Raw genomic sequence first — 24,317 nt, 5'->3', positions numbered from 1 at the left:
CAGATGTTGTCGCCGAGTGTTTCCTTGCCCAGCGCGTTCCTGACGCGAAAATCGAAGAGGTAGGCGTGTTCGAGCTCTTCGTCGGACAAGCCGAGCAGGTGTTTGATGATCTCCAACGAAACAAGCTCGTTGACTGGCTTGTTCGGACGGCTATACCCGTCATGGTATAGCCGTTCGAACTTCGTTTCATCAATCTGGGTAAATATGTGTTCGTAAAAATGAGTAGACCAGTGGTTCCGAAGCTTCTCGCTGATACTGGATGAGAGATCCTTTACAGGCGAAAACAACAGCTCCTGTTGGTGTTCATTATTTTGTTTAAACACGTTACTAGCCAGGTTAGTGACTTTTCGTTACTCTGACGTAAATAACCTACGAATATTATTTACAGTGGTTTGAGAATGGCTATACAAAATAGTTGAATAACTCATCGTCTCCCCTTTCTACGGTGCCGTCATNCGTAAATAACCTACGAATATTATTTACAGTGGTTTGAGAATGGCTATACAAAATAGTTGAATAACTCATCGTCTCCCCTTTCTACGGTGCCGTCATCCTCTGTATTCAGCACGACAATCCTATCACGTTCTGATGGTTTCAACAGAGCCGGATTGGTGTAACTATTTCCCGCCGATCGCCGGAACCGGGTCGCCGAGCAGCAGTAATTGACTACGGTAAACCGTATGAGCCGACGATCCGAACGATCTACGTGCACGAGCAGTCGCTGTACGAGGACCACGGGTTCGACGTAAGGGAACGTCTTCGTGAAACGACTTCGGTAACCGCAAGCGAGTCAGTCATTCGCCTCGAGACCGACCAGTCGCTCCTTTTCCTGACGGCTCAACTGCTTGATCTCGTACTCGCGTGACATCGCCGCCGATCGGGTCTCGTAGCGTTCGTGGTGGACCAACTCGACCGGCGTCCGACCGCGGGTGTACTTTGCCCCGTCGCCGTCGTCGTGCTCGGCGACGCGTCGCTCGAGGTCGGTCGTGTAGCCCGTATAGAGGGAGCCGTCGGCACACTCGAGTACGTAGACGACGTGGTCGTCCGCCATCGAATCGCGGTACGGCGTCGCCGATGAAAAGCGTCCCGTTGGTGAGGGCGGACGGGGCGGGTGGTCGTTGTCGGTCGGAACGATACAGCGCGCTCGAATCAAGCGCCGCGAACGCGTTCTCTCGCGGCCTCCGCGATGCCTGCGTTCGCGGAGCAACTCACGCACGCGTGGATTTCGCCGTGCTCGTCGGCGAAGACGCGTGCGAAACGTTCGGAAACGTGCGCGTCGCAGTGGTCACACTTGGGCATTGGGCACACCGGCCGAAGCCGGTACTCTCTGGTATTCGGTGTGTGCTTAAAAGCACTTTCCCAAACGAAGTTTAGATTGACGAAGGAAGAGAATAACTTGGTGGTTCGTTAATCAGGGTCGGTTCTGGCGGAATCGATCGTACGGGCGATCAGGGTCGCCTGCCCGCCGGCGACGAAGCCCGCGTCGACGTTGACGACCGACATGACAGTACAGGACTGCAGCATGCCCGACAGTGCTGCCTCTCCGTCGCCACCGTGGCCGTAGCCACTCGAGACGGGGACTCCGATGACCGGGGTGTCGACGAGGCCGGCGATCACGGTCGGCAAGGCCCCTTCACGTCCCGCCGCGACGATCAACACGTCCGCCCGACGGAATCGGTCGACCTGGTCGAGAGTACGGTCGAGCGCCGCGACGCCGATGTCGTCAACCCTGTCGATCGCTACCCCGGCGTCGAGACAGACGATCTCCGCCTCGTCGGCGACCGTCTGGTCGACCGTTCCGGCGGTGACGATACCCACCGTGGCGTCGACCGACGGTCGCTCGCGGTCGGCCGTCTCGACCAGGAGAGCATCACCCCGGTGCTCGAGAGTCACGTCGGGAAACGAGTCGGCAAGTGCCGACTCTAGGACCGCGAGCTGGCGGTCGGAAAGCCTGGTAAGCAGCGCCCTGTCGGTCGTCTCGAGGGCGGTCTCGGCCAACGCTGTGACCTGCTCGGGGGCTTTCCCCTCCGCGAGGATCGCCTCGGGGATGCCCCGGCGGTGCTCGCGAGCCGCGTCGAATCGGCCAGCCTCGCCGGTGACGTACCCCGTGAGTTCGGCTTCGGCCTCCGCCGGCGAGAGCGAGCCGTCCGCGACGGCCTCGAGGAGTTTGCGCATACGTTCTGTCGGTAACGAGCACACTCGAATCCGTCGACCCGGGATCGACGCTGACCGAGAGTAAGTCGGGCGTGACCACACCTCAACCGGCGCGAGCGGCCGGCCACGGCGCGCGCGAGCCGAAATCGACGAAATCTGCGGTGGAAATCGGCGTGGCGCGATTCATCGTCCATATACTTTCCGGTCAAAGTGGGCTTCGAAACCGACGAATCAACCCCCACAACCCCAGTATTCCTGCATATAACCACAACCTTTATACCATGGAAGGGGAAACCGATACATCGTATGGCAGACCTTATCGTCAAAGCCGCTGTCAAGGAAGCGCTCGATGACAAGAACGTCGCTTCGGACTTCTACGAAGCGCTCGACGAGGAAGTCGACGAGCTCCTCGAGGACGCCGCCCGACGTGCGGAAGCCAACGACCGGAAGACGGTCCAGCCTCGCGACCTGTAAGGTTCGATACCTGAGCAGTTTTTTTGACGCCACAGTCGAGAGCAGTGCCTAGAGCCATCTCGAGCGATCACAACGTGTGTAGCTGCCGCTGTAACGTACCTCGTGGGCAAGTCCCGAGGCTTCGCCGTTTTGACCGCACGTCCCAAACCGGGCCGTACTGTCGGCGGTGTTCAGATAAGGATGAAGGATGAGGCGGTTCGTTTTCTGAGTGATCTATGCCCGAAAACGACCGCCTCAATGGTTGTTTAGACGAGATCAACTTAGAGTTTGTTGAGCGGGAAGCGACGCACGATTGCTGATGAAGCTCAGTATTCAACTGCACCTCGCTGGACTCTCGCTTTCGAATACTGTCTCTGTCCTTGAGATATTTGGTGTCGAACGCGCTCGGTCAACCCTTCACAATTGGGTTCACAAGGCCGATCTACAGCCTGAATCTGATCGGTGTCCGGATCACGTTGCGGTTGACGAGACTGTGATCCAACTGAATAATGAGCAGTATTGGCTGTACGCTGCGGTTGATCCCGAGACAAACGAATTACTCCATACAAAGCTTGAGCCGACAACAACGAAGGTTCTCGCCCATTCGTTTCTTACGGAGCTCTCCGAGAAACACGACGTCTCCGACGCCGTGTTTCTCGTCGATGGATCGCACTCGTTACAAGATGCATGTCAGCGTCACGGCTTCGATTTCAGATACGAGAAACATGGAAATCGGAATGCTGTTGGGCGTGTCTTTCGGGAGATAAAACGACGAACTCTCTGTTTCTCAAACTGCTTCAGCAATGCCGAAGCAGAAACTGCCGACGACTGGATCAGATCATTCAGCTTCGCATGGAATCAGCCTATCTGAACACTAGCCTTCAACAGAGACCGAATCTTTATGATATGCGCCTGTTACTCCAGTCTCTGGCTCGCTTCGAGACGAGACTCGAGGTAGTCGTTCGTCCGCCCGACGACGACGTACTCGGCCTCGCGCAACTCGTCGACGGACGCCGATCCGGTGACGAACATCGCGGTCCGTAACTCGAGTGCGAGCGTCTCGATCAGGTCGACGACCGCGTCGGTCCCCTGCCCGGCCGGACCGAGGAACGGCTTCGCGAGGCCGCCGGCGCGTGCACCCATCGCGATCGCCTTCGCGATGTCGAGCCCCGAGCGAACGCCACCGCTGGCGATGACAGTATCGTGTTCCTGTGCGGCTTCGAACGTGCTGACGGCCGTCGGGACGCCCCACGCGCGGAACAGTTTCCCGATCTCCTCCTGGCGATCGGCTCCGACCGCCGCGGCGCGGTAGGACTCGATCCCGGACCACGTCGTGCCACCCTGGCCAGCCACGTCGATCGCGTCGACACCCGCATCGGCGAGTCGGCGGGCCGTGTCGCGGGCAATCCCGTTGCCCGTCTCTTTGACGATCACCGGGACCGACAGCCCCTCGGCCACACGCTCGATCGCCTCGAGACACCCCCGTGCGTCGACATCGCCTTCCGGCTGGACGGCCTCCTGCAGGAAGTTGAGGTGGATGGCGACCGCATCGGCTTCGATCATATCGACCGCTTCTTCCACGTCCTCGACATCGTACTCGAGCAGCTGGGCCGCACCGACGTTGCCATAGAGGAAGGCATCGGGTGCCACATCGCGGACGACGGCGTAGGACTCGATTAGCTCGTCGTCGTCTAACTCGAGTCCTGCACGCTGGCTCCCGACACCCATCGCGATGTTGGTCTCCTGGGCGGCTTCGGCCAGCGCCCGGTTGATCTTGGTCGTGTTCGGGTGGCCGCCTGTCATGCTCTCGATGACGATCGGGGCCGCGAGTTCGTGCCCGAACAGCGTCGTTGTCGTGTCGATCTCGTCGCGGTGGACCTCCGGGAGCGCCTCGTGGACGAGATCGATATCGGCGAAGCCTGCACCGGACGTTTCGACGTCTTCTTCTTCGATGATACGGATGTGATCGTCTTTCCTGTCGGATGTCTCGGGCATCGAATCGTCTCCATCGAAACTGCAGGCGACGAGGTTGAAAAGGTTTCACTGTCCGATCGACCCGGCGGAGGTGCTCGTGGCGATCTGTCCCAGCGGTGTGGGCTGACGTGTCACGTCCGCCGTCCGTCGGGGGACCTTCCATGCGATCGGCGAGCCGCGTCGTATTCCATCCCCGCGAACGCATCGACCTCGAGCGCCGTCGAGGAGTACCAGCCGAACCCGGACGCCACCGTGTACGAACTACACTCGAGATGTCTAGTTTCGCGGCTCGTGGACGGCCCAGGGTTACCGTATGATAGCTTTACTGGAGCACCGACGTACCGATTAGCTACCTGCCATGTTCCCGCTTCGATACCTCCACCACGGCGTGACCGACGAGTCGTTGCGGGTTGCGATTCTCGTCGGTCTCCTGTCGGTACCCATTACCGTCGCTCTCTCCTGGGAGCCGGTCGCGGACGACGCCACCACCATCGGCGGCTCGATTTCGGGTGAGGCCTTGCTCCTTGCCGGATTGTTCGTCAGCTACTACTACCACGACCGGGCCGACCGAAACGAAACGCGCCGGGATCTGGACCGGGCTCGCTGGTTCGATCGGAACGGTGCTCGTGTTCGGTGCCACCTCGACCACGGCAGTCGCGTCCACGTCCTGGCCGTGGTCGGCGGCAACCGTCCTTCTGATGGTGGTCTCCGTCGGATTCGGCGTCGGATTTACCCTCCTCCTCACGACGCTTGCCGCGATGGGGGCCGGCTGGGTGCTGACGCGATTCGAGCCGGACCGCCGAACGGCAGAGCAGGAACCGGGAACCGACGCGTCGAACTGGTGGCTCGTTATCGCCGCCTACGCGATACTGGCACCGGTCGCGCTCGGCTACCTGTTCGCTACCGTCCGTGGCTGGGGTTTCCACCGGGCTACGGCCAGTACGCGTTCCTCACCGTACTCTGGCTGGCGACTGCCATCTACCTCGTAAACAGGCGTCGCTGCCGTTCGAGCGGACCCCAACACAGTAACGCGGCGTAAGCGGACTCGAGGTCAGTACTCCCGGATAGCGACGTTATCGTCGGTCCCGACGTAGGTCACGTCCGCCAGGTCGACGAACAGTCCGTGCTCGACGACACCCGGAACGCTCGAGAGCACCGCCGCGAGTTCGTCCGGATCGTCGATCGGACCGAACTCACAATCCAGCACCAGGTTCCCGTTGTCCGTCACGACCGGACCGTCCTTGTTGGCGGCCTCTCTGAGCGTCGGCTCGCCACCCAGGTCGCGAATCCGATCTGCGACGACGGTGTGGGCGTCCGGGAGCACCTCGAGTGGCACCGACCGCTCGAGTCGATCCGCGAGCTTCGAGGGGTCGGCGACGACGACGAACCGCTCGGCCGCCGCGTCGACGAGTTTCTCGCGTGTGTGTGCCGCGCCGCCACCCTTGATCAACGCACCGTGGGCGCTCGAGTCGGGGTCGTCGACGACCTGATCCGCGCCGTCGATCGCCAGGTCAACGGTGTCGACCGCCTCGAGCGTCGTCAGGGGTATCCCGACCTCGAGTGCCAGCTGGCGGGACTGGAAGGACGTGGGAATCCCCTGCACCTCGAGACCGTTCGCGACGGCCTCGCCGATCGCTTCGATCGCGTACGCGGTGGTCGACCCGGTCCCGAGGCCGACGACATCGCCGCCCTCGACCTCCTCGGCTGCACGTTCGCCCGCGCGGCGTTTCGCCGCGTCGGTTCCGCCCTCAGTCTTCATGCGTGATCCGGTGGGCGGCGACGACAAAAGCGTTGCACCTCTGACCGAACCGCCCTAAACACGGCGCAGAGTCGTTGTTTCGGCACGTAGACTGGCCGACGCCCGGATTCCCAGCGCGTTCGAATCGACGACATGCCTTTTTACGAGATATGTTTACGAAGAAATATGGACGAGTCGGAACGCCAAGCGTTACTCGAGGAGGTCAATCGACAGAGTGCGACCGTCGGTCGACAGATTCCGGATACGATCACGGTCGGAGACGAGGAGCTTCCACTCGACGAGTTCGTAATCGAGACCCGAAAGGTCGAGGGTATCCCCGACGAGGCGAAGCCGTTGATCAGGGAGACACAGCGCAAACTGTCCGAAGAGCGCGAACGCCTCATCGAGCGGCTCGAGTCCGAACCGCTCGACCGCGAAGAGGCCGAAGAGATCGCCACCCAGATCGTCGGCATCGACCGCGCGCTGAACGCGTTACAGAGCCTCCGCGGTCGCAGATACGCCGCCGAATCAAAGTCCGCCTCGATCGAGGACCACAAGCGATGGGTCGACTTTATGAAGTCCGTTCGTGACTGATACGGTTTCCTGTAGTCAATTACTGCCGATCGCCAGCACGTGGTCGGCGGTCGGCGGTACAGAGTTATAGCAATCCGTATGATACCCCCTACAGCGAAGATAGGGGCCACCGTAGTATCGACTATGAGCAACGAAGCCGAGACGGACGAGCCGTTCGCGTGCGAGACCTGTGACGCCGTCGTCCCGCTTGCGGACGCACGACGCACTGAAACGATGGGCGGGCTCGATTCGACGAAATGGCAGACGTTGTGTTGCCCACACTGCGGGAGCCGTCTGAAGACGGTGTTCGTCGGCGACGAGTGACCGGTGACTGCCCCTCGAGTCACTCGAACTCCGGCTCTCGGTCCTCGAGGAACGCCGCCATCCCCTCGCGCTGATCGGGCGTCCCGAACAGGCCAGCGAACGCCTGCTTCTCGTACTCGAGTCCCGCGGGCTGGGTACTCTCGTACCGGCTGTTGAGCGCCCGCTTGGCCGACTGGACGGCGAAGGCCGGCTGGGCGGCGATCCGCTCGGCCAGGTCGGAGACGGTCGCCTCGAGATCGTCGTCGGGAACGACTTCGCCGACCAGTCCCGCCTCCGCGGCGCTGTCGGCGTCGAGTCGTTCGCCCAGGAAGATCATCCGGCGTGCAGTCTCGTCGCCGACCAGCCGCGGCAGCCGCTGAGTCGCACCCCAGCCCGGGATGATCCCCAGGTCGACTTCGGTGTTGCCGATGACGGCCGACGCTGCTGCGACCCGCAGATCGCAGGCAAGCGCCATCTCACAGCCGCCGCCGAACGCGTAACCGTTGACGGCAGCGATCGTCGGCGCAGGGAACGCCTCGAGGGCGTCGGCGACATCGTGGCCGAGTTGGCCCCACTCCTGGGCCGCCTCGGTCGAGAGGTCCTGCATGTAGCCGATGTCGGCCCCGGCGATGAACGCGTCGTCACCAGCGCCGGTCAACACGAGCGCGCGGGCCTCCGCCGCTGCTGCGGTCTCGAGCGCGTCGCCCATCGCCTCGAGAGTCGCTACGTCGAGTGCGTTCAGGGCATCCGGTCGGTCGACGAAAAGCGTCGCGACGGTTTCGTCGTCGTTCCACTCGAGTCGAACGGTGTCCCAGGACATACCCGACCGAACGAGGAGGAGCGACAAGTAAGCTCCCACGTCCTTCAGAGCGTGGTAGCTTGCTACGAATGTGGTGTCCAGCGAAGGAAGAATCAGTCGTCCGACTGTACTCGCCGGTGATCGAGCCGAGCGGAAAGGGTAGTTCGAGTTCGAGTTCGGAATCGGACCCAGCCATGCCGACAACAGTCACCGACCGAACTCTCTCACCAACCTCCAGTCGACCGCTCACGGAACGCCAGTCCGACCCCGAAGGCGGCGACGCCGATCGACGCGAACAGGGATTCGGCGGCCAGACGGACGTAGCCGAGCCACGGGATACGGAACGCGGACTTGCCGATGACCCACTCGGGTGCGACGACGCTCGTGTCCGCATACTGATTGTCGACCGCCTGATCGTAGGCCGGGTTCGCGTCCCCTTTCGTGACGAACCCGTCGTGGGGAGCCGGACACGAGGCGATGTCGGTACAATCGCGACCGGCCAGGTTGTCCTCGCTGGCTGCCGTCTCCACCCAGTTTTCACCTTCGTCGGCCCAGTAGTAGGCCCGGTGGATGATCGGCGTCTCGGTCCGGTCGCCGTCGGGCCAGAAGACGACCACGTCACCCGGCCGTCCGAGCTCCTCGTAACCGCCGTTCTGGCCGTCCTCGAGCGTGACGACGCCCGTTCCGTCGATCGCCCTCTCGTCGGCGAACCGATCGGGTTCGACGATGAAGACGAGGTCGCCGACGCCGGCGTTTGGCTCCATGCTGCCGCTTTCGATCGCGACGAACGGCGGCCAGACGCCACTTGCGCCAAACAGGAGGAGAGCGAGAACGCCGACGATGCCGACGACAGTGACGACATCTCGAACGAGCGAGGGGGTGTCGTCGTCCGCTCCGTCCTCGGGAGCCGGATCGCCGCGGCTCCCGGAATCGCTTCGGTCGTCGGTCGCGGTGGAATACGCGAACTCGCCGCGGCCGTCAGACTCGTCGCTGTCGTCCGGACTACCGGAGCCGGCTCCCGTTCGGGAGCCATCGGAGGGAGGACCGTCGGGACGGCGATCGCTCATCAGGACCCGGTACGCGACGGGGGTCAGTGAAGGTACCGGCTGGCAAGGGAGGAAAGCGAGCGAATCCACAGAGTGCACCGCCCTCAGTTTGGCTGAATCTTTTTGCCCGCTTGCGTGGTCGGACGCCTATGGCTACGGGCACGGACGCGGAGACGGACCGGGAAGCCGAGACGGGGACCGCAGTCAGGCTCGAGAACGTCCGCAAGACCTACCGGCTCGCCGAACCCGTCCACGCGCTCGATGGTGTCTCGCTTTCGGTGCCGCGCGGGTCCTACACCGCGATCATGGGGCCGAGCGGCTCCGGCAAGTCGACCCTGATGAACCTCGTGGGCTGTCTCGATACGCCCACCGAGGGGACCGTGATCGTCGACGGTAACGACGTGACGACTCTCTCGGGACGCGAGCGAACCCGGCTCCGGGGGACCGAAGTCGGCTTCGTCTTCCAGACGTTCAACCTGATGCCGCGGCTGACGGCACTCGAGAACGTCGCACTGCCGCAGTTGTTCCAGGGCGTCTCCGGGGACGAACGACGCGACCGCGCCCGCGAACTGCTGGCCCGGGTTGGTCTGGCCGATCGCGAGGATCACCTGCCGAGCGAACTCTCGGGCGGCCAGCGACAGCGGGTCGCGCTGGCGCGGGCGCTGGTAAACGACCCGGCGCTCGTGCTGGCCGACGAGCCGTCGGGCAACCTCGACACCGAAACCGAAGCCGACGTGCTCGACCTCTTCGCGGAGTTTCACGACGCCGGGACGACGCTGATCGTGGTGACTCACGAGCGCCACGTCGCCGAGCGGGCCGAACGGATCGTCCACCTCCTGGACGGGCGGATCGAACGCATCGAGCAACTCGAGGGCGTCGGAGTCGAGGGTGGGCCGGGAGTCGACGCCGAGTACGAGTCCGGGACCGTACCCGAATCGAAGCCCCGCAACGGCCCGACAGAGGGCGACGACGGAGAATGAACCCGATCGAGCACCTGCGCCTGGCCTGGCGTTCGATCGAGGGCCACAAACTCCGTTCGGCGCTGACCACGCTCGGCGTCGTGATCGGTATCGCCGCCGTCATCGCCTTCGTCACTCTCGGCGCGAGCCTGCAGGTGGGCATCGTCGGCGACATCAGCCCCGACGACCAGCGCAACCTCTACGGCTGGGCCGCGGACCCCGACACCGAAGGCGGCCCACTCGCGGGAGCACAACCAGTCTTCAGCCAGTCCGACCTCGAGACCGTCGCCGATCTCGAGTCCGTCGACGCCGCCTACGGCTACGCGACGATCCAGAGCCAGGCGATCTCGGACGGCGACGAGCGGGTCGCGCAGGGCGACGGGGTGATCGCTGCCGGACCGAGCTACGTCCGCGAGGGGAACCTCGAGGAGGGTCGGCAGTTCGAGATGGGCGAACGCGAGGCCGTGATCAACCCGGCCACGGCCGGCCAATTCGAGGAGAACGTCAGTGTCGGCGACGAACTCGAGATCACTTTCCTCGGCGGGCAGGGAGCGACCGTCGACGTGGTGGGGATCACCGACACGTCGGAAGGGTTGAGCCCGTTCGAGGGGTTCGAGTCCTCGCCGCGGATCTACGTACCGACCGATCCCTACTACGCCGAGCAGGCGGCGGGGATGGGGCTGGGTGATGTCGGACCGGATGGTGGTGACGGCGACGGCGGCGGTGACGGTGACGACGAGGTACGCTTCCTCGCGGCCGTCGTCGAAGCCGAGTCGACCGCCGAGGAAGACATCGACGACGCCCGCGACGCCGCGGTCGCCTCCCTCGAGAGCGACGAGTCGGACGCAAGCGAGTTCCTGGGCGACGACCTCGCGGTGACGTTCCAGACGAGCACCGAGTTGCTCCAGCAGTTACAGGACGTGCTCGATCTCCTGCAGAACTTCATCGTCGGTATCGCAGCCATCTCGCTCGTCGTGGGATCGATCGGGATCGCAAACATCATGCTGGTCTCGGTGACCGAGCGGACCCGCGAGATCGGCATTATGAAAGCCGTCGGGGCACAGAACCGGGACGTGCTCGGCCTGTTCCTGACGGAATCGATCATCCTCGGAGTGATCGGCGCGATCCTCGGGACGGCAGTTGGGCTCGCAGCGGGCTATCTCGGCGCGTGGTACGTCGATCTGCCGCTGGTGTACCCGCTCGAGTACGTGGCACTGGCTATCGCCGTCGGGATTCTCGTGGGGGTGGCCTCGGGGCTGTACCCGGCCTGGCGGGCCGCACGGACCGATCCGATCGACGCGCTCAGACACGAGTGACGCTCGGTTCTCCCCCTCGGTTCGAGCAGTGATAGCGGTCTACTTCGGGCGTTCGACGCTGCGGTTCCGATCGGACTCCCCGTCGGAACCGTCGTCGGTCCCGTCACTGTCGGCGTCGTCACCGCCGGCCGTCTCGAGGTCGGCGTCGTTCTCGGTTCCGACTTCCGATCTCTCACCGCCATCAGTCGTGGCCAATTCACCGAATCGGGTATCACCGTTGACCTCGTCCGCGAGGAGTTCGACGGCTTCGACGAAGACCGCGACGATCAGCGGACCGACGACGATCCCGATCGCGCCGAGCGTAAAGAGGCCGCCGGTGAAGCCGACGAAGTAGAGGCTCCCGGGGAGGCCGGCCGAGCGGCGGGCGAGCCGCGGCCGGACCGCGACGTCGGGGAACCACGCGACAAGCGCGATCCCGAGGACGCCGACCAGCAGTGCCGCGGCGATCTCGCCCGCGACGACGTGATAGATAGCGATCGGGGTGATCAGCAGGCTCGGCCCGATGATCGGGACGAACTGCAGGATGGCGGCGAGCAACGCGAGCGTGAACGCCGCGTCGTAGCCCAGCGCCCAGAACAGCGGGTAGCCGATCGCGAGCGTCGATATCGCCGTCGCGAGCTGGAGGACGTAGATCGCGTACAGCGTCTCCCGCGTCCGGCGGGCCAGCGCGTAGACGATATCGCGGTACTCGTGGGGAACGGGTGCGATCGCCGCCCGACCCGCCGCGTCCCCTTTCAGCAAGAGCGCGAACAGCAACAGGACGAACAGCGCGAACTTGATACCGAGCACCGGTAGTGCCGATGCGATCGAGACGGCGATCCCCTGGATGAAGTCGACCGCCTCCGCCTGGATCTGGGCCGTCTCGATCGTGTAGGCCACGTCGAGGACGGTCACCGAGAACTCGGGAGGCAGCCCCTCGACGACGGCGATCACTTCCTCGAGTCGGAAGTACAGCGTGACGAAAAGCGGCGAGAACACGGTGACGGCGCTGACGAATCCGATCACGGTCGCGGCGACGGCCGCGGTCCACTCGGTGAGTCCGCGGCGGGTCAGCCACCGCTGGACCGGCAACAGGACGTACGCGACGGTCAACGCGAACAGGATCGTTCCGAGCACCTCGAGCAGGATCGCACCCGTAAGCGCGCCGAGCGCGGCGACGAAACCGGCAAGCACGTACCGGCGGGTGCGGTCGCCGCCGGCAGTGGAATCGCCATCGTTTCTGCTCGAGTCACGGGGAGTCGACGCCGCGTCCCCGTCGTTCGCGTTCGTGGTCACAGCGGTGAATATCAGTGGACGGATAAAGTCTTTCTCACGGGCCGCCGACGGCCGCGGCGCGACGCTTATCCCGTCCCGGCGTGACGAGCAAACGATGAGACGACGGGCGCTCGTCCGCAGTATCGGCGTCGGCTCCACAGTCGCGATCGGCGGTCTCGGGAGCCTCGCCGGCTGTCTCACCAGGAGCCCGGAAGAGAACGGCCCAGAGCCCGAGCCCGACGACGAGGAGACCCTGCGGATCGCGACGTACTCGTCGATGGTTACCGGCGAAACTCCCGCCGGCGAGTGGCTCGCCGAGGCGTTCGAAGCCGAACACGAGGACGACCCCGAGATCGTCTGGACCGTCGCCGAGGCCGGCATCGAGAACTACGTCCGGCGCGCCCAGCTCGAGGCCCCGATCGACGCCGACCTCTTCCTGGGCCTGACGCCGCCGGAGCTGGTCTACGTCGACGAGACGCTCCAGGCGGGCCGGCTGTTCGAGACGCTGGACCGCGACCGCCTCGCGCACGTCGACCGCGTCCAGCCAGCCCTCGTGGACGCCGTCGACGATCCGCGCGACCGGCTGTTTCCGTTCGATACGGGCTACGTGACGGTCGTCGCAGACGCGACGGCGCTCGAGGACGGTGACGGTGACGGTGACGGTGACGGTGATGATGACGATGACAATGACGATGACGAGTCACCCGGAGTACCCGAGAGCCTGGCCGACTTACTCGAGCCCAAGTACGAAGACGCGCTCGTGGTCCAGGACCCACGGCGGTCGGACCCGGGACGGGCCTTCTTGCTGTGGACGGTCGCCGAATACGGCGACGAGTACCTCGAGTACTGGCGGGAACTACGGGAAAACGGCGTCCGAGTCAGGCAACGCTGGACCGACGCCTACCGTGAGTCGTACCTCGAAGGCGAGCGGCCGCTGGTCGTCTCCTACTCGACGGATCGGGTCGGTGCGAGTGCGGCCGGCAGGGAGTTGCGAGGGCACACAGTGACGCCCCTGGAAGGAACGGGAGTCGAGACGGTCGAGTCCGTCGCCGTCTTCGCGGAGTCGCCCCGGACCGAACTCGCCTACGACTTCGTCGATTTCCTCCTGTCGCGACCCGCCCAGCGGGAAATCGCTCTGCGAAACGTCCAGTTTCCGGCCGTCGAACCGGCCTACGTGGACCTCGACGAGCGGTTCGCCGAGCACGCGATCGAACCCGAAGAGTCGGTAACGTTCACCTACGACGACCTGCGGGGAACGATGACCGGTCGGCTCGAGGAGTGGGAAAGAGAAATCGTCTAGAGTAACAACTGCAACGATTTGTACACTGATCGCCGATCCGTCTGGCGATCAGGTGCGGACTGACTTGCAGTGGCTACTACAGTACACGAGTCGACGAGCCGAACGCACGCAGGAGCGCGACGCAGCTTTATGAGTGCGAACGTGGTACGTGGCCGCGCATGGCGCTTCAACGGTTACTCGGCGGCGACCCGTCGAAACGCTCGAAACTCTATCTCGCGATCGGCGGGATTTCGCTGGTGAAGGCGATCGCGGTTCGAAACGATCCCGACCGGTTCCGTCGGGAACTGCGCGACGCGGCGCTGTTTCTCGGCGTCGGGTTCGCATTACAGCGGTACAGCAAGCTGAAAGCGGAGAAACGCCAGGAGATCGAATCGAGTCTGCCGAGTTGGCTCGTCGGCGGGGACGCCGGCAGAACCGGCGACACGGGGATCGACGCGTCCGCACTCCGAACCGCTGCGAAGCGGCGACTCTCCGGAACGGAGCCCGAGCCCCAGCCCGAACCCAGCCTGCGCGACCGGGCCCGCGGCGTGCTCTCGACGTAACGACCGCGACGTTCTACCCTCGAGTCAGGGCCGAACCGGCTCGAGTTCGGCAGTGAAGTGACGTATTTCGGGCATCTCGGGCTCGCTCGCGAGTTCGAGGCCGGAGACCCCCTCTCGCTTCTCGAGGACGGTTGCAACCGTCTTGGCGACGTGTTCGAAGTGTTCGCGGTGGTAGGTACGCCGCGGTACGGCAAGTCGGACCAGTTCCGGACGGTCGGTCTCGGGGAACGCGAAGCTCCCGAGTTCGACCCCGCGGACGCCACCTTCCCGGTAGAGTTCACAGACCAGCGCCTGGCCGGGGAACTCCTCGTCGGGGAGATGCGACAGCATCGCACCCGCGTCGAGGTAGACCGCGTGCCCACCCGTCGGCGTGTAGATCGGTGCGCCGGCGTCCGCGAGCAGGTCGCCGAGTTCCCGGACGCCCTCGACCCGGTCGGCGACGTACGCGTGGTCGACGGCCTCGCGGAGTCCGACTGCCAGCGCGGCGACATCCCGGCCGGCCATTCCGCCGTAGGTGGGAAACCCCTCGTAGAGGATCGCTCGCTGCTTGCATCGCTCGTACAGATCGGCGTCGTCGGTAGCGACGAAGCCGCCGGCGTTGACGAGCCCGTCTTTCTTGCCACTCATCACGACGGCGTCGGCGTAGCCGAGTTGCTCGCGAGCGATCTCGGCGATCGAAGCGTCGGCGAACTCGTCTTCGCGTTGCTTGACGAAGTAGGCGTTTTCCGCGAACCGGCAGGCGTCGATCACGAACGTCGCGTCGATCTCGTCGGCGAACGTCCGGACACGGCGAGTGTTCTCGACGCTGACCGGCTGGCCCGCCGCGGAGTTGTTCGTGATCGTCTGGACGACGACCGGGACGCGTTCGGAACCGATCTCGTCGACCAGTTCCCGGCCGTGCTCGAGCGAGAAGTTCCCCTTGAACGGGTCGTCGGCCGACGGATCGTGTGCGACCGCGACCGGACAGTCGACCGGCTCCGCGCCCTGGTTGGCGACGTGGGCCCGCGTGGTGTCGAAGTGGGTGTTGTTGGGAACGATGTCACCCTCGGACAGCAACGAACCGTAGAGGACGTTCTCCGCGCCCCGTCCCTGGTGGGCCGGGACCACGTGCTCGAAGCCCATCACGTCCGCTACGGCGGACTCGAGTTCGTCGAAACTGCGGGAGCCAGCGTAGGCTTCGTCACCACGCATCAGCGCCGCCCACTGGCTGTCGCTCATCGCGCCCGTCCCGCTGTCGGTCAGCAGGTCGACGAACACCTGATCGGCGTCGAGGTTGAAGACGTTGTACCCCGCCGCCTCGAGGTTTCGTTCCCGTTGCTCCCGTGCGGGCAGGGAGATTCGCTCGACCATCTTGGTCTTGTAACCGACCATACCACCAGTCCGACTCCCCTGTAGTTCAAATCGACTGACGGAAGGTGGGTACCTGCGGATCGACTCGAAGAGTAGACGACGTGTTCGACCAGTAATGAACAGGTTCGAGCGCCGGTCGACATCGAAGCGTCGACGCTGCCGTCCTATAGTACCAACTACAACGATCTGCACACTGATCGCCGATCCGTCTGGCGATCAAGTGCACACTGACGGGCAGTGGCTACTATAGAGCGACCGGAGCGGTGCTGGAGTGAGGTGCCGAGACGAAAGCGGTCCGCTGGACGGAGTCGAGAAAACCGGCCGAGGAAATCGGCCGGTCGAACGAGCCCCCTAACGGGCACGGGAAGACGCGGCGGTGGGCAACCACCGCGGGCGATGTCGCGTGGCGGGATACGGCCGGTCACCGGATGGGCGTGACCGTGGCAACGACTGAACCCCCCATCCCGCCGGTTGAACGGTCACTCCACTGGACAGTAAAACTATCGGCCATCTGAATTATGACGAATCGTTACAGAAAATCGCGCTAAACACGTGTCTCGACGCCTGAAGCGGCCTCCATCGAGCAAATCGGGAGACGACGTGCGATCGTCAGAAGATGTCCTGGGTCAACTCGAGTGTCTCCTCACGATCCGCCCACTCGACGAACAGGGCGACGCTGGTGGCGCTCGTGATGACGTCCTGGAGATGGATACGCTGTTCGGCCAGCGGGGAGACGATCTCGCTGACGACCCCCGGCTGGCTGGGGAGTTCGCCGCCGGTCACCCGGATCACCGCGATCGGCGAGTCGACGGTGACACTCGAGAGTTCGTCGTGGGCGATGACCTCACGGTGGAGGATGTTCTCGGCGCGTTCGGCTTCCTCCTCGTCGACGTAGAACGTGACCGTGTCCATGCCGCTGGCGACCGCGTCGATGTTGATGTCGCTCTCGGAGAGGGCTTCGGAGAGATTGTGGAAGACACCGGGCTGGTTGCGAATCGCACGGCCGGCGACGGTCAGACAGGCGAGCGGTCGCTCGCGCAGGTCGACCAGGTTCTTGAACTCACCCTCGATGCTGGTGCCGCCCGAGAGCAGGTCACCGTGCTGGTAGTGGACGACGCGAACGTCGAGATCGCTACCCTTGTAAGACAGCGCCGAGGGAGCGACGACCTCGGCCCCGCGAAACGACAGATTTCGGAGTTCGTCGACCGAGATTTTGCCGACGTTGCGGGCCCCTTCGACGACGTTCGGATCGCCGGTCATAACGCCCTCGACATCGGTGACGATCACGACCTCGTCGGCGTCCATGTACTTGCCCATCATCACGGCGGTGGTATCGCTGCCCCCACGACCGAGCGTCGTGATCGACCCGTCGGGCCCCTCGGCGAGGAAGCCGGTGATGACCGGTACCGTCTCGTCGAGTTCCGCAGCGACCTCCCGGGCGCGACGCTGGGTCTCCTCGACGTTGACCTCCCCGTACTCGTCGGTGACGACGGGCCAGTCGTCGCTGCCCGGCTCGAGGAACGTGGCGTCGATATCGCGGGCCGAGAGCGCAGCCTTGAGCATCCGGACGGACGTGCGCTCGCCCATGCTGACGATCTGGGCCCGGTCCTGCTCGTCGGTGTCGAACGTGATCTCCTCGAGCAGATCGTCGGTGGTCGATCCCATGGCGCTGGCGACGACGGCGATCTCGTGGCCGTCCTCGACGGCCGCCGCAATGGAGTCCGCGGCCCGATTGATCCGGTCCCCGCTGCCGAGGCTCGTCCCGCCGAATTTCGCTACGACGCGCATACTGACACCCCGCAGAGGTCGACCGCTGACGGGCGACGATGGCTGTGGCTGTATCGCGTACCGGTGGCGTGGGTCATACCACGTCGTTACCAGAGCGGGCAAATAACTGTGTTCCATTAGGCGGAATTTGATCACGTTTTCGGCCGTCTCAGCCGATCGATAGTGATAATTCGACCGACCGTCTCGGTGTGTCGACCCTCGTCGAATCCGACTTGTTCGACACCCCTGGGTCCGGGCTGGATTTATATTCGTGGGTGTCATTACCATACCGTAATGAACGTACGGGACGCCCTCGAGGCCGACGCGGACGCGCTGGCGTCGATCGCCGACGCGCCGACCGACGTGATGCGAAATCTCGTCCACGACCGAACCGTGCGCGTCGCTGAGGACGGTAGTCACGACCCCAACGCCGACATCTCGGAGTCGCAGTACGACGGCTCAGATCCCGAGGACCTGCTGGGGTTCATCAGCTTCGACGCACGGGAAGACACCGTCCACGTCACGCAACTCGACGGCACCGAGGAAGCCTGCAAACGGCTCCTGGCGGAACCGGTCCGGTTCGCCAAGCGGGAGTCGATGGCAGTCGAGGTACTGATTTCACGAAACACCGACTCGATCGCCGAGGCCGCCGAAGAACACGGGTTCGAACGCCGCGGCACCGGACCGCGGTTCGACGGATCGCCGACAGTACGGTTTCGAATGGAACCCTGAAACGGGACGAAAAGGGAGCTTAAAACGTGGTGAGCGGGAACGACCTGCCATCGTTACGGGGACGGTAACGCGTCCGGCTCCTTCCCGACTTCGACGAACTGGCCGTCGAAGTTCGAGCGGGAAAGACAGCGAGTCGAGACGACCGCCGTGGGGTCGGCATAGTCACTACCATCGCCACCGCATCGACCACGGTAGTCTCACTCTCCCGCGGGTAACGGAGGTAGCAAGGTATAAACCCCGTAAACGAATATTCATTCATAATGGGCGAGGAACAGCTGTTCCCACCGTCACCCGAGGATACCCACACCCAGCTTATGAAAGCGACCTACGAGGCGCTCTGTGAACACGGGTACTCGGAGCTGACGATTCAGCGCATCGGCGACGAATTTCCCAAGAGCAAGTCCCTGATCTACCAACACTACGACGGAAAGGACGACCTCCTCGTCGCCTTCCTCGAGTTCTTACTCGAGCAGTTCGAGGCGGATGTCCCGACCGACGGGTTCGCCGACGCGCGCGAGCACATGTTCTCGATCATCGACCACGCTCTCCCGGAGTCACTCGACTCCGGCCACGAGGAGTTTCTGGGCGCAGTCGAAGCGCTCCGGGGACAGGCCCCCCACAACGAGACGTACCGCGAACAGTTCCGCAAACTCAACGACTTCTATCGGACCCATACCGCCGATGTCATCCGGGCGGGGATCGACCAAGGCGTGTTCCGCGATGTCGATCCCGAACGGACCGCGGGATACGTGGTCACGACCATCCACGGGGCACGCAGCCTGCGCGTGACCGTCGACAGCCACGAGCCGATCCGCGAAGCGCGGACGGAACTGGAGACCTACGTTCGAGAGGAACTGGTCGCGTCGGACGCCGAGAAACTCAACTGAACTTCTGGACCGTCACGTCTAGCGTATCCAGGTCGACGATCGGCGCGTAGCCGGCGTCGGGATCGATGTTGACACTCTTCTGGAAATCCGTCTGGGCCTGCCAACAGCCCGAGTTGATCGCGAGTACGTTGTGATACTTCCCGAACCCGAGTTTGTGGACGTGGCCCGTATGGAAGACATCGGGGACGTCCTCGACGACCAGGTAGTCCTCCTCTTCGGGGGCGAGTCGCGTGTGGCCACCGAACTGCGGCGCGACGTGGCGTTTTTTCAGGAGCTGGTACATCGCCTTGTGCGGATCGTCGTAGCTGGCTTTGTCTTCGGGGAGTTCGGCGATAACCTCGTCCAGCGAGACCCCGTGGTACATCAGCACGGAGACGCCCTCGACGGTGACCGTCGAGGGATTGCTCACGATACGGGGGTCGTGGGCCGACATGATCGAGCGCAGTTCCTCGTCGAATCCAGGCTGGGGTTCCGCGAGCCGCACCGCGTCGTGGTTGCCCGGGATCATAACGATCTCGAGGTCACCCGGTACCCGTTTGAGGTGCTCGTTGAACGCCTCGTACTGTTCGTAAATGTCGACGATCTCGAGTTCCTCGTCCTGGTCCGGGTAGACGCCGACGCCTTCGACCATGTCGCCGGCGATCAGCAAGTACTCGACGTGCTGGGCCTGTTCGGTGTGGAGCCAGTCGGCGAAGGCGTTCCAGGCGTCTTCCATGAACTCCTCGCTACCGACGTGGACGTCGCTGATCAGTGCCGCCTGCACGTGACGATCCGCCGTCGAGGGTTCGTAGGTCCGCGGAACGTCGGGGAAGTACATCGAGTCGACGAAGGCGATCCCGGAGTCGTCAGAGAGCGTTCCCTGCATCGCGAGGGCTTCGTCACAGAGCAACTCGTCCACGAGATCGACGTACTCCCGATCTTTCATCACCAGCCAGGGGAACGTCCCGGTGGCGTCCTCGAGTTCGACCAACCAGTGGCCGCTCGCCGTCGAGCGTACGTCGTTGACCAGCCCGACCATCGCGACGTCGCTGCCGCCGGGCATGTCCTCGATGGCCGTTGCCGGCCGGTGGTTGACCCGTCCCCGAAGCTTCGATCCGAGCTTCTCGAGTCGGTCCCGAAACACCGAGACGAAGTCCTCGTACTCACCGGTTCCCGTACTCTCGCCGGTCATATCGCCGACGATCTCGAGGGACCGCAGATCGGGATCGGTCGGCTCACGCGATCCGCCCGAATACCCCCCCGTTTCAACTGGAGACGAGGACACCGATCCACCGTCCGTGGGGTCGGCAGTTCCAGTTGAAACGGAGGGGTCCGATTCGGACCGGGACGAGCTTATCACGGATTCGGAGTCGAGACCCGCCAGCGCCGACTCGACGTGCTCCGTTCGAACGACCAGCGCGTCTTCCGGGAGCTCCTCGAGTACCCGCTCGAGGACAGCGTCCGTCTGGTCGGCGGACGCGAGCTGGGTCACCGCCTCGCGCTCGGCGTTGTAGCCACGGCTCGTGAGTTCGCTGACGATCCGGGCGGGGGCCTCGAGTGGCACACGACTCGTATTCGTGACCGGAGAAAAAAGGGTAGCGAATCGACGGCCACAGCCCGACGGTGAAGACACCGGTCGCGTTCGTTCCAGTCTTCGGAACTGGCAGACCCGAGCAGAAAGTTGATTGCCGCCCCCGGCAAAACGCGTGGCAATGAGCGGTCGCGACGCCGGCGGGTCCGACGAGAACGACGAGGGTGATCCATCCGGGCCACCCGATCGCGGCGGGTCACCCCCCGACGAGACGGCAGCCGACGGCACCGACGAACGATCTCGAGCCCCGAAAGAGGGTGACGGTCCCTCGGGTCCAGGCAGGATCGGAAACGGAAAGAACGAAGCCGACGCGAACGACGACGGCGTTACCATCGAGGACGACGGGGTCGTCCGCTACGTTCTCACGTCGGACGACGAACCCGTCGTGTTCGCCCGCGATATCGTCAGCAGCGTCGCCATCGTCGCCGTCATCGGGCTGTTGCTGTTCGGGATCAGCGGCGTCTGGCCACCGCTGGTCGCCGTCGAGAGCGGCAGCATGCAGCCGAACATGGAACGTGGCGACCTGATCTTCGTCGTCGACGAAGATCGGTTCGTCGGCGACGATCCCACCGAAGGAACCGGGGTCGTCACCCTCGAGAACGGCCAGGACGGCAGCCACGAGAAATTCGGACAGGGGGGAGACGTGATCGTCTTCAGGCCGGACGGAAGCGAGTTACAGACGCCCGTGATACACCGGGCACACTTCTGGGTCGAAGAAGGCGAGAACTGGGTCGATACCAAGGCGGAAGCGGAGTACGTCGGTGGCTCGACCTGCGAGGAAATTGCTACCTGCCCCGCCAACCACGACGGGTTCGTCACGAAAGGCGATGCCAACAACGTCTACGACCAGTACCGGGGTGGTGCCAGGACCGACGTGGTACGTCCGGACTGGGTCACCGGCAAGGCGACGTTCCGAATTCCGTGGCTCGGTCACGTCCGACTGACGTTCGACGAAGTCTTCGCCGAAGCGAGCGGCCCCGCCACGTCGCCAGCGGTCGACGGGATCACAGCAGCGTCGACCGCCGGAAGTACGATCGACAGCACGGCAACGAGCCCCGAAAACGCCGAACGACCCGCGTTCGGCCCGGCCGCCGTCGCCGGTAGCGCCGGCATCGCGGCCGCGGGAGTCGGACTCGCTCGGCGATATCGAACGTAGTCCGAACGCCCGACCCCCGTTTTTACCCGCTTGCGAATAATTCGTCTCGTCTCGAGGTGAAACGGAGGGGTCGAGCCACCAGCAGACGAGTCATCGAAGCCGCCGAAGCGGGACCTCCGCGCTCGAGGAAGTAGCGTGTAGGGAGGCGAGGACGACCGTCGGACGGGAGAAAGGAAGACGGAACCGGACGGAACTGCGGGTACGATGCTGCGGTCGGTTCTCGAGTCGCGTCTGGACGAACTCCGATCAGTTCTCGAACCGTGCCTGGACGAACGGCTGTACGTCGTCGATGTCGCTCAAACGGGAATCCGACAGGAGAACCGCTTCGGTCTCCTCGAGCGGGACCGAGAGGCTGATCTCTTTGGTTCGACCGTACCGCCCTTTCGAGACGACGACCGCGTTGACGATCCCGAGCATGTCGAGTTCGCTGATCAGATCGGTCACGCGTCGTTGCGTGAGTACGTCCGCGTCGATCTCCTCACAGAGGCGCTTGTAGATGTTGAACACCTCGCCGGTGTTGATGCTGTGAACACCGTTTTTCTCGAGTAGGATGATCGCAAAGAGGACGAGTTTCGACTGCGTCGGGAGCGTCCGGACGACCTCGACGACACGGTCGAGTTCGATCTTGTCCTGGGCCTGTCGGACGTGTTCCTCGACGATCGTCTCGGCCTGGGACCGCTCGGCGAGCTCCCCGGCAGTCCGAAGCAGATCGAGCGCACGGCGTGCGTCCCCGTGTTCCTGTGCCGCGAAGGCCGCACACAGCGGGATCACGTCTTCCGAGAGGGCTCCCTGCTTGAACGCGACGTCCGAGCGATGTTCCAGGATGTCCCGGAGTTGGTTCGCGTCGTACGGCGGGAAGACGATCTCTTCTTCGCCCAGCGAGGACTTGACGCGGGGATCGAGGAAGTCGGTAAACTTCAGGTCGTTCGAGATACCGATGATCGAGACCCGCGAGTTCTCGAGTTCGGAGTTCATCCGCGAGAGGTTGTACAGAGTGTCGTCACCGCTTTTCTCGACGAGTTTGTCGATCTCGTCGAGCATGATAACGACGACACGTTCGTCGTAATCGACCGCATCGAAGAAGACGTTGTAAACGCGGTCGGTCGGCCATCCCGTCATCGGAACTTCCTCGAAGGACTCGCTGTCCTCCTCGAGCGATTCGATTCGCTGTTCGACTTCCTCGCGGGACTCGAACGGTGTCGACTCGAGCGGATGCGCTGAGGGGAGCCCGCTGTCTGATCCGGCCCCGACATCCGGCCCCGACGCAGTGGGGTCGGCGGCATTTGCTTCGGACCGGAGCCCGTCACCCGAAGCGGGTTCGGTACCCCCGGTTCCGGCCTCCCCTTCGGTGCTCTCCGCTGTGTCCGGTTTCGACCCCTCCGTTTCAGCTGTGAAATCGCCAGACTGCAGTTCTTCCTCACCTGCAGTCGAAACGGAGGTGGTCGAGTCACGGATACCGTCGGAGTCGTCACCGGACACCTCGAAGAGGTCGTCGCCGGCCTCCCCAGCTACGTCGGGATCAGCGTCGTGCTCGGACACGGGCTCGTAGTCGTCGAGCTCCGCAAGCAGTGACTCGAGGGAGGAAATCCGTTGCTCGATCCGTTCCTCGTTCTTCTCGATGAACTTGTTCGCGAGTTGTGCGAGAACGCGATACTGGGTGTCCGTTACCTCGCAGTTGATGTACTCGACGTCACAGGGGACACTGTACTTCTGGGAGGTGCTCTCGAGTTCCTTGCTCACGAACTTCGCGCTGGCGGTCTTTCCAGTCCCGGTTTTTCCGTAGATCAGGATATTAGACGGCGTTTCGCCGCGAAGTGCGGCGACGAGAATGGTCGCCATCTTGTTGATCTGATCGCTACGGTGGGGTAGTTCGTGGGGCGTGTAGGAAGGTCTGAGCACCTCCTTGTTCTCGAAGATAGGTTCGCCGCTGAGCAGGTCGTCGAACAGCCCTTGTTTCGGTTCGTCCTCGCCGTCGCCGAGTTCGTTTCCGAAGTTCGTCCCGCCGAGATCCGTCGAAAACCCGTCGGTAGTCCCGACGTCGACGTTCTCCGGATCGGTCGTATCCATATTGTCGTCTGACATCCGTCGTACACGTACCCCCTCATTTCGAGTGGAGTTCCGAACCCAAGACCAGGTATATCCGAAAGCAGAACGGCCGTCGAGGCCCATTCGCTTTTTCGTGGTCCCGGTCCGGGTCCAGTTGATGCAAACGAAACAGAGGAAGACCGAGGTCTTAAATTCTTCCCTTCGTTCAACTTGACGATTGAAGACGCCGCCGTACGGTGTTGTACTGCTGGTTCGTTCCGAGCCGAACGCCGATAGCGGAACAGTCCTCGAAAAAAGGCACGTTTCGGGTCGATAGCAGTCGACGGGACGACCCGATCGAGCGGACCGAACCGATCCTCGGTTTCCAAGTGGACCACGAACACACGAGAGCGACGGGA

At 63.6% G+C, this 24,317-nt stretch carries 23 protein-coding genes and 1 pseudogene; 12 read left to right on the top strand and 12 right to left on the bottom strand.

What is annotated here, in order from left to right:
- Nucleotides 1–790: 790 nt before the first annotated feature.
- The 3 genes from C446_RS06965 to larB all read right to left on the bottom strand — a co-directional run bounded on the left by C446_RS06965 (nt 791) and on the right by larB (nt 2,175).
- Nucleotides 791–1,051, bottom strand: coding sequence for a GIY-YIG nuclease family protein (locus C446_RS06965; protein WP_006672376.1), 261 nt, complete (start codon nt 1,049–1,051; stop codon nt 791–793).
- Nucleotides 1,052–1,149: 98 nt separating this feature from the next.
- A complete protein-coding gene (locus C446_RS20800; protein WP_006672375.1) occupies nt 1,150–1,299 on the bottom strand; it encodes a DUF7563 family protein in 150 nt (49 codons plus the stop codon).
- 108 nt (nt 1,300–1,407) lie between these two features.
- Nucleotides 1,408–2,175 (bottom strand): nickel pincer cofactor biosynthesis protein LarB, encoded by a 768-nt coding sequence (larB, locus tag C446_RS06960; protein ID WP_006672374.1) that lies wholly within the window; start codon nt 2,173–2,175, stop codon nt 1,408–1,410.
- Nucleotides 2,176–2,460: 285 nt separating this feature from the next.
- Between larB and C446_RS06955 the strand changes: the two genes are divergently transcribed.
- Both C446_RS06955 and C446_RS17890 read left to right on the top strand, forming a co-directional pair.
- A complete protein-coding gene (locus tag C446_RS06955; RefSeq protein WP_005578700.1) occupies nt 2,461–2,628 on the top strand; it encodes a DUF1931 family protein in 168 nt (55 codons plus the stop codon).
- A 215-nt stretch (nt 2,629–2,843) separates the two neighbouring features.
- Nucleotides 2,844–3,478, top strand: a pseudogene (locus C446_RS17890) (IS6 family transposase).
- A gap of 44 nt (nt 3,479–3,522) precedes the next feature.
- Here the strand turns inward: C446_RS17890 and fni are convergent.
- Nucleotides 3,523–4,602, bottom strand: coding sequence for a type 2 isopentenyl-diphosphate Delta-isomerase (gene fni, locus C446_RS06950; RefSeq protein WP_006672372.1), 1,080 nt, complete (start codon nt 4,600–4,602; stop codon nt 3,523–3,525).
- A 677-nt stretch (nt 4,603–5,279) separates the two neighbouring features.
- Here fni and C446_RS19935 point away from each other — a divergent pair.
- Nucleotides 5,280–5,570: a hypothetical protein gene (locus C446_RS19935; protein ID WP_006672370.1), complete on the top strand. Its 291-nt coding sequence runs from the start codon at nt 5,280–5,282 to the stop codon at nt 5,568–5,570.
- A 62-nt stretch (nt 5,571–5,632) separates the two neighbouring features.
- Here the strand turns inward: C446_RS19935 and rpiA are convergent, their stop codons facing one another.
- A complete protein-coding gene (gene rpiA / locus C446_RS06935; RefSeq protein WP_006672369.1) occupies nt 5,633–6,340 on the bottom strand; it encodes a ribose-5-phosphate isomerase RpiA in 708 nt (235 codons plus the stop codon).
- Nucleotides 6,341–6,505: 165 nt separating this feature from the next.
- On the opposite strand from rpiA, the gene C446_RS06930 reads away from it, so the two are divergent.
- Entirely contained in the window at nt 6,506–6,913 is a 408-nt protein-coding gene (locus C446_RS06930; protein WP_006672368.1) for a DUF5788 family protein, read from the top strand.
- A 123-nt stretch (nt 6,914–7,036) separates the two neighbouring features.
- A complete protein-coding gene (locus tag C446_RS06925) occupies nt 7,037–7,216 on the top strand; it encodes a hypothetical protein (RefSeq protein ID WP_006672367.1) in 180 nt (59 codons plus the stop codon).
- A 19-nt stretch (nt 7,217–7,235) separates the two neighbouring features.
- Here C446_RS06925 and C446_RS06920 read toward each other — a convergent pair whose 3' ends face one another.
- Both C446_RS06920 and C446_RS06915 read right to left on the bottom strand, forming a co-directional pair.
- Nucleotides 7,236–8,015: an enoyl-CoA hydratase/isomerase family protein gene (locus C446_RS06920; protein WP_006672366.1), complete on the bottom strand. Its 780-nt coding sequence runs from the start codon at nt 8,013–8,015 to the stop codon at nt 7,236–7,238.
- Nucleotides 8,016–8,218: 203 nt separating this feature from the next.
- Complete coding sequence (locus C446_RS06915; protein ID WP_006672365.1) at nt 8,219–9,061, bottom strand: S24/S26 family peptidase; 843 nt, start codon at nt 9,059–9,061, stop codon at nt 8,219–8,221.
- A 128-nt stretch (nt 9,062–9,189) separates the two neighbouring features.
- On the opposite strand from C446_RS06915, the gene C446_RS06910 reads away from it, so the two are divergent.
- Nucleotides 9,190–10,020, top strand: a complete 831-nt coding sequence (locus C446_RS06910; protein ID WP_006672364.1) for an ABC transporter ATP-binding protein — start codon at nt 9,190–9,192, stop codon at nt 10,018–10,020.
- Nucleotides 10,017–11,315, top strand: coding sequence for an ABC transporter permease (locus tag C446_RS06905; RefSeq protein WP_006672363.1), 1,299 nt, complete (start codon nt 10,017–10,019; stop codon nt 11,313–11,315). The genes C446_RS06910 and C446_RS06905 overlap by 4 nt, the downstream gene beginning before the upstream one ends.
- A 39-nt stretch (nt 11,316–11,354) precedes the next feature.
- Here the strand turns inward: C446_RS06905 and C446_RS06900 are convergent, their stop codons facing one another.
- Complete coding sequence (locus C446_RS06900; RefSeq protein ID WP_049920080.1) at nt 11,355–12,488, bottom strand: AI-2E family transporter; 1,134 nt, start codon at nt 12,486–12,488, stop codon at nt 11,355–11,357.
- 196 nt (nt 12,489–12,684) lie between these two features.
- Here C446_RS06900 and C446_RS06895 point away from each other — a divergent pair, with 196 nt between their 5' ends.
- Nucleotides 12,685–13,869, top strand: coding sequence for a thiamine ABC transporter substrate-binding protein (locus C446_RS06895; protein ID WP_006672361.1), 1,185 nt, complete (start codon nt 12,685–12,687; stop codon nt 13,867–13,869).
- 158 nt (nt 13,870–14,027) lie between these two features.
- The gene (locus C446_RS06890; protein WP_006672360.1) at nt 14,028–14,411 is read left to right on the top strand and encodes a hypothetical protein; all 384 of its coding nucleotides are present in this window, start codon (nt 14,028–14,030) and stop codon (nt 14,409–14,411) included.
- Nucleotides 14,412–14,435: 24 nt separating this feature from the next.
- Here the strand turns inward: C446_RS06890 and C446_RS06885 are convergent, their stop codons facing one another.
- Together C446_RS06885 and C446_RS06880 are read right to left on the bottom strand one after the other, a co-directional pair.
- Nucleotides 14,436–15,782 (bottom strand): tryptophanase, encoded by a 1,347-nt coding sequence (locus C446_RS06885; RefSeq protein WP_006672359.1) that lies wholly within the window; start codon nt 15,780–15,782, stop codon nt 14,436–14,438.
- Between the two features lie 588 nt (nt 15,783–16,370).
- Entirely contained in the window at nt 16,371–17,549 is a 1,179-nt protein-coding gene (locus C446_RS06880; RefSeq protein ID WP_006672358.1) for an aspartate kinase, read from the bottom strand.
- Nucleotides 17,550–17,822: 273 nt separating this feature from the next.
- On the opposite strand from C446_RS06880, the gene C446_RS06875 reads away from it, so the two are divergent.
- Together C446_RS06875 and C446_RS06870 are read left to right on the top strand one after the other, a co-directional pair.
- Nucleotides 17,823–18,260 carry a hypothetical protein gene (locus C446_RS06875; protein ID WP_006672357.1) on the top strand — a complete coding sequence of 146 codons (438 nt, stop codon included), beginning with the start codon at nt 17,823–17,825 and terminating at the stop codon, nt 18,258–18,260.
- A 260-nt stretch (nt 18,261–18,520) separates the two neighbouring features.
- Entirely contained in the window at nt 18,521–19,147 is a 627-nt protein-coding gene (locus C446_RS06870; RefSeq protein WP_006672356.1) for a TetR/AcrR family transcriptional regulator, read from the top strand.
- Here the strand turns inward: C446_RS06870 and C446_RS06865 are convergent.
- Nucleotides 19,140–20,690, bottom strand: coding sequence for a DNA-directed DNA polymerase II small subunit (locus C446_RS06865; RefSeq protein ID WP_006672355.1), 1,551 nt, complete (start codon nt 20,688–20,690; stop codon nt 19,140–19,142). The two genes, C446_RS06870 and C446_RS06865, sit on opposite strands and share 8 nt — an antisense overlap.
- 148 nt (nt 20,691–20,838) lie before the next feature.
- Between C446_RS06865 and C446_RS06860 the strand changes: the two genes are divergently transcribed.
- Nucleotides 20,839–21,873 (top strand): S24/S26 family peptidase, encoded by a 1,035-nt coding sequence (locus C446_RS06860; protein WP_006672354.1) that lies wholly within the window; start codon nt 20,839–20,841, stop codon nt 21,871–21,873.
- A gap of 246 nt (nt 21,874–22,119) precedes the next feature.
- Here C446_RS06860 and C446_RS06855 read toward each other — a convergent pair whose 3' ends face one another.
- The gene (locus C446_RS06855; RefSeq protein WP_006672353.1) at nt 22,120–23,955 is read right to left on the bottom strand and encodes a cell division control protein Cdc6; all 1,836 of its coding nucleotides are present in this window, start codon (nt 23,953–23,955) and stop codon (nt 22,120–22,122) included.
- Nucleotides 23,956–24,317 lie beyond the last annotated feature (362 nt).

Source organism: Halobiforma nitratireducens JCM 10879, assembly GCF_000337895.1.
GTDB lineage: Archaea > Halobacteriota > Halobacteria > Halobacteriales > Natrialbaceae > Natronobacterium > Natronobacterium nitratireducens.
The sequence above is the reverse complement of the archived record's forward strand: the minus strand, read 5'-3'. Positions and strand labels throughout refer to the sequence as shown.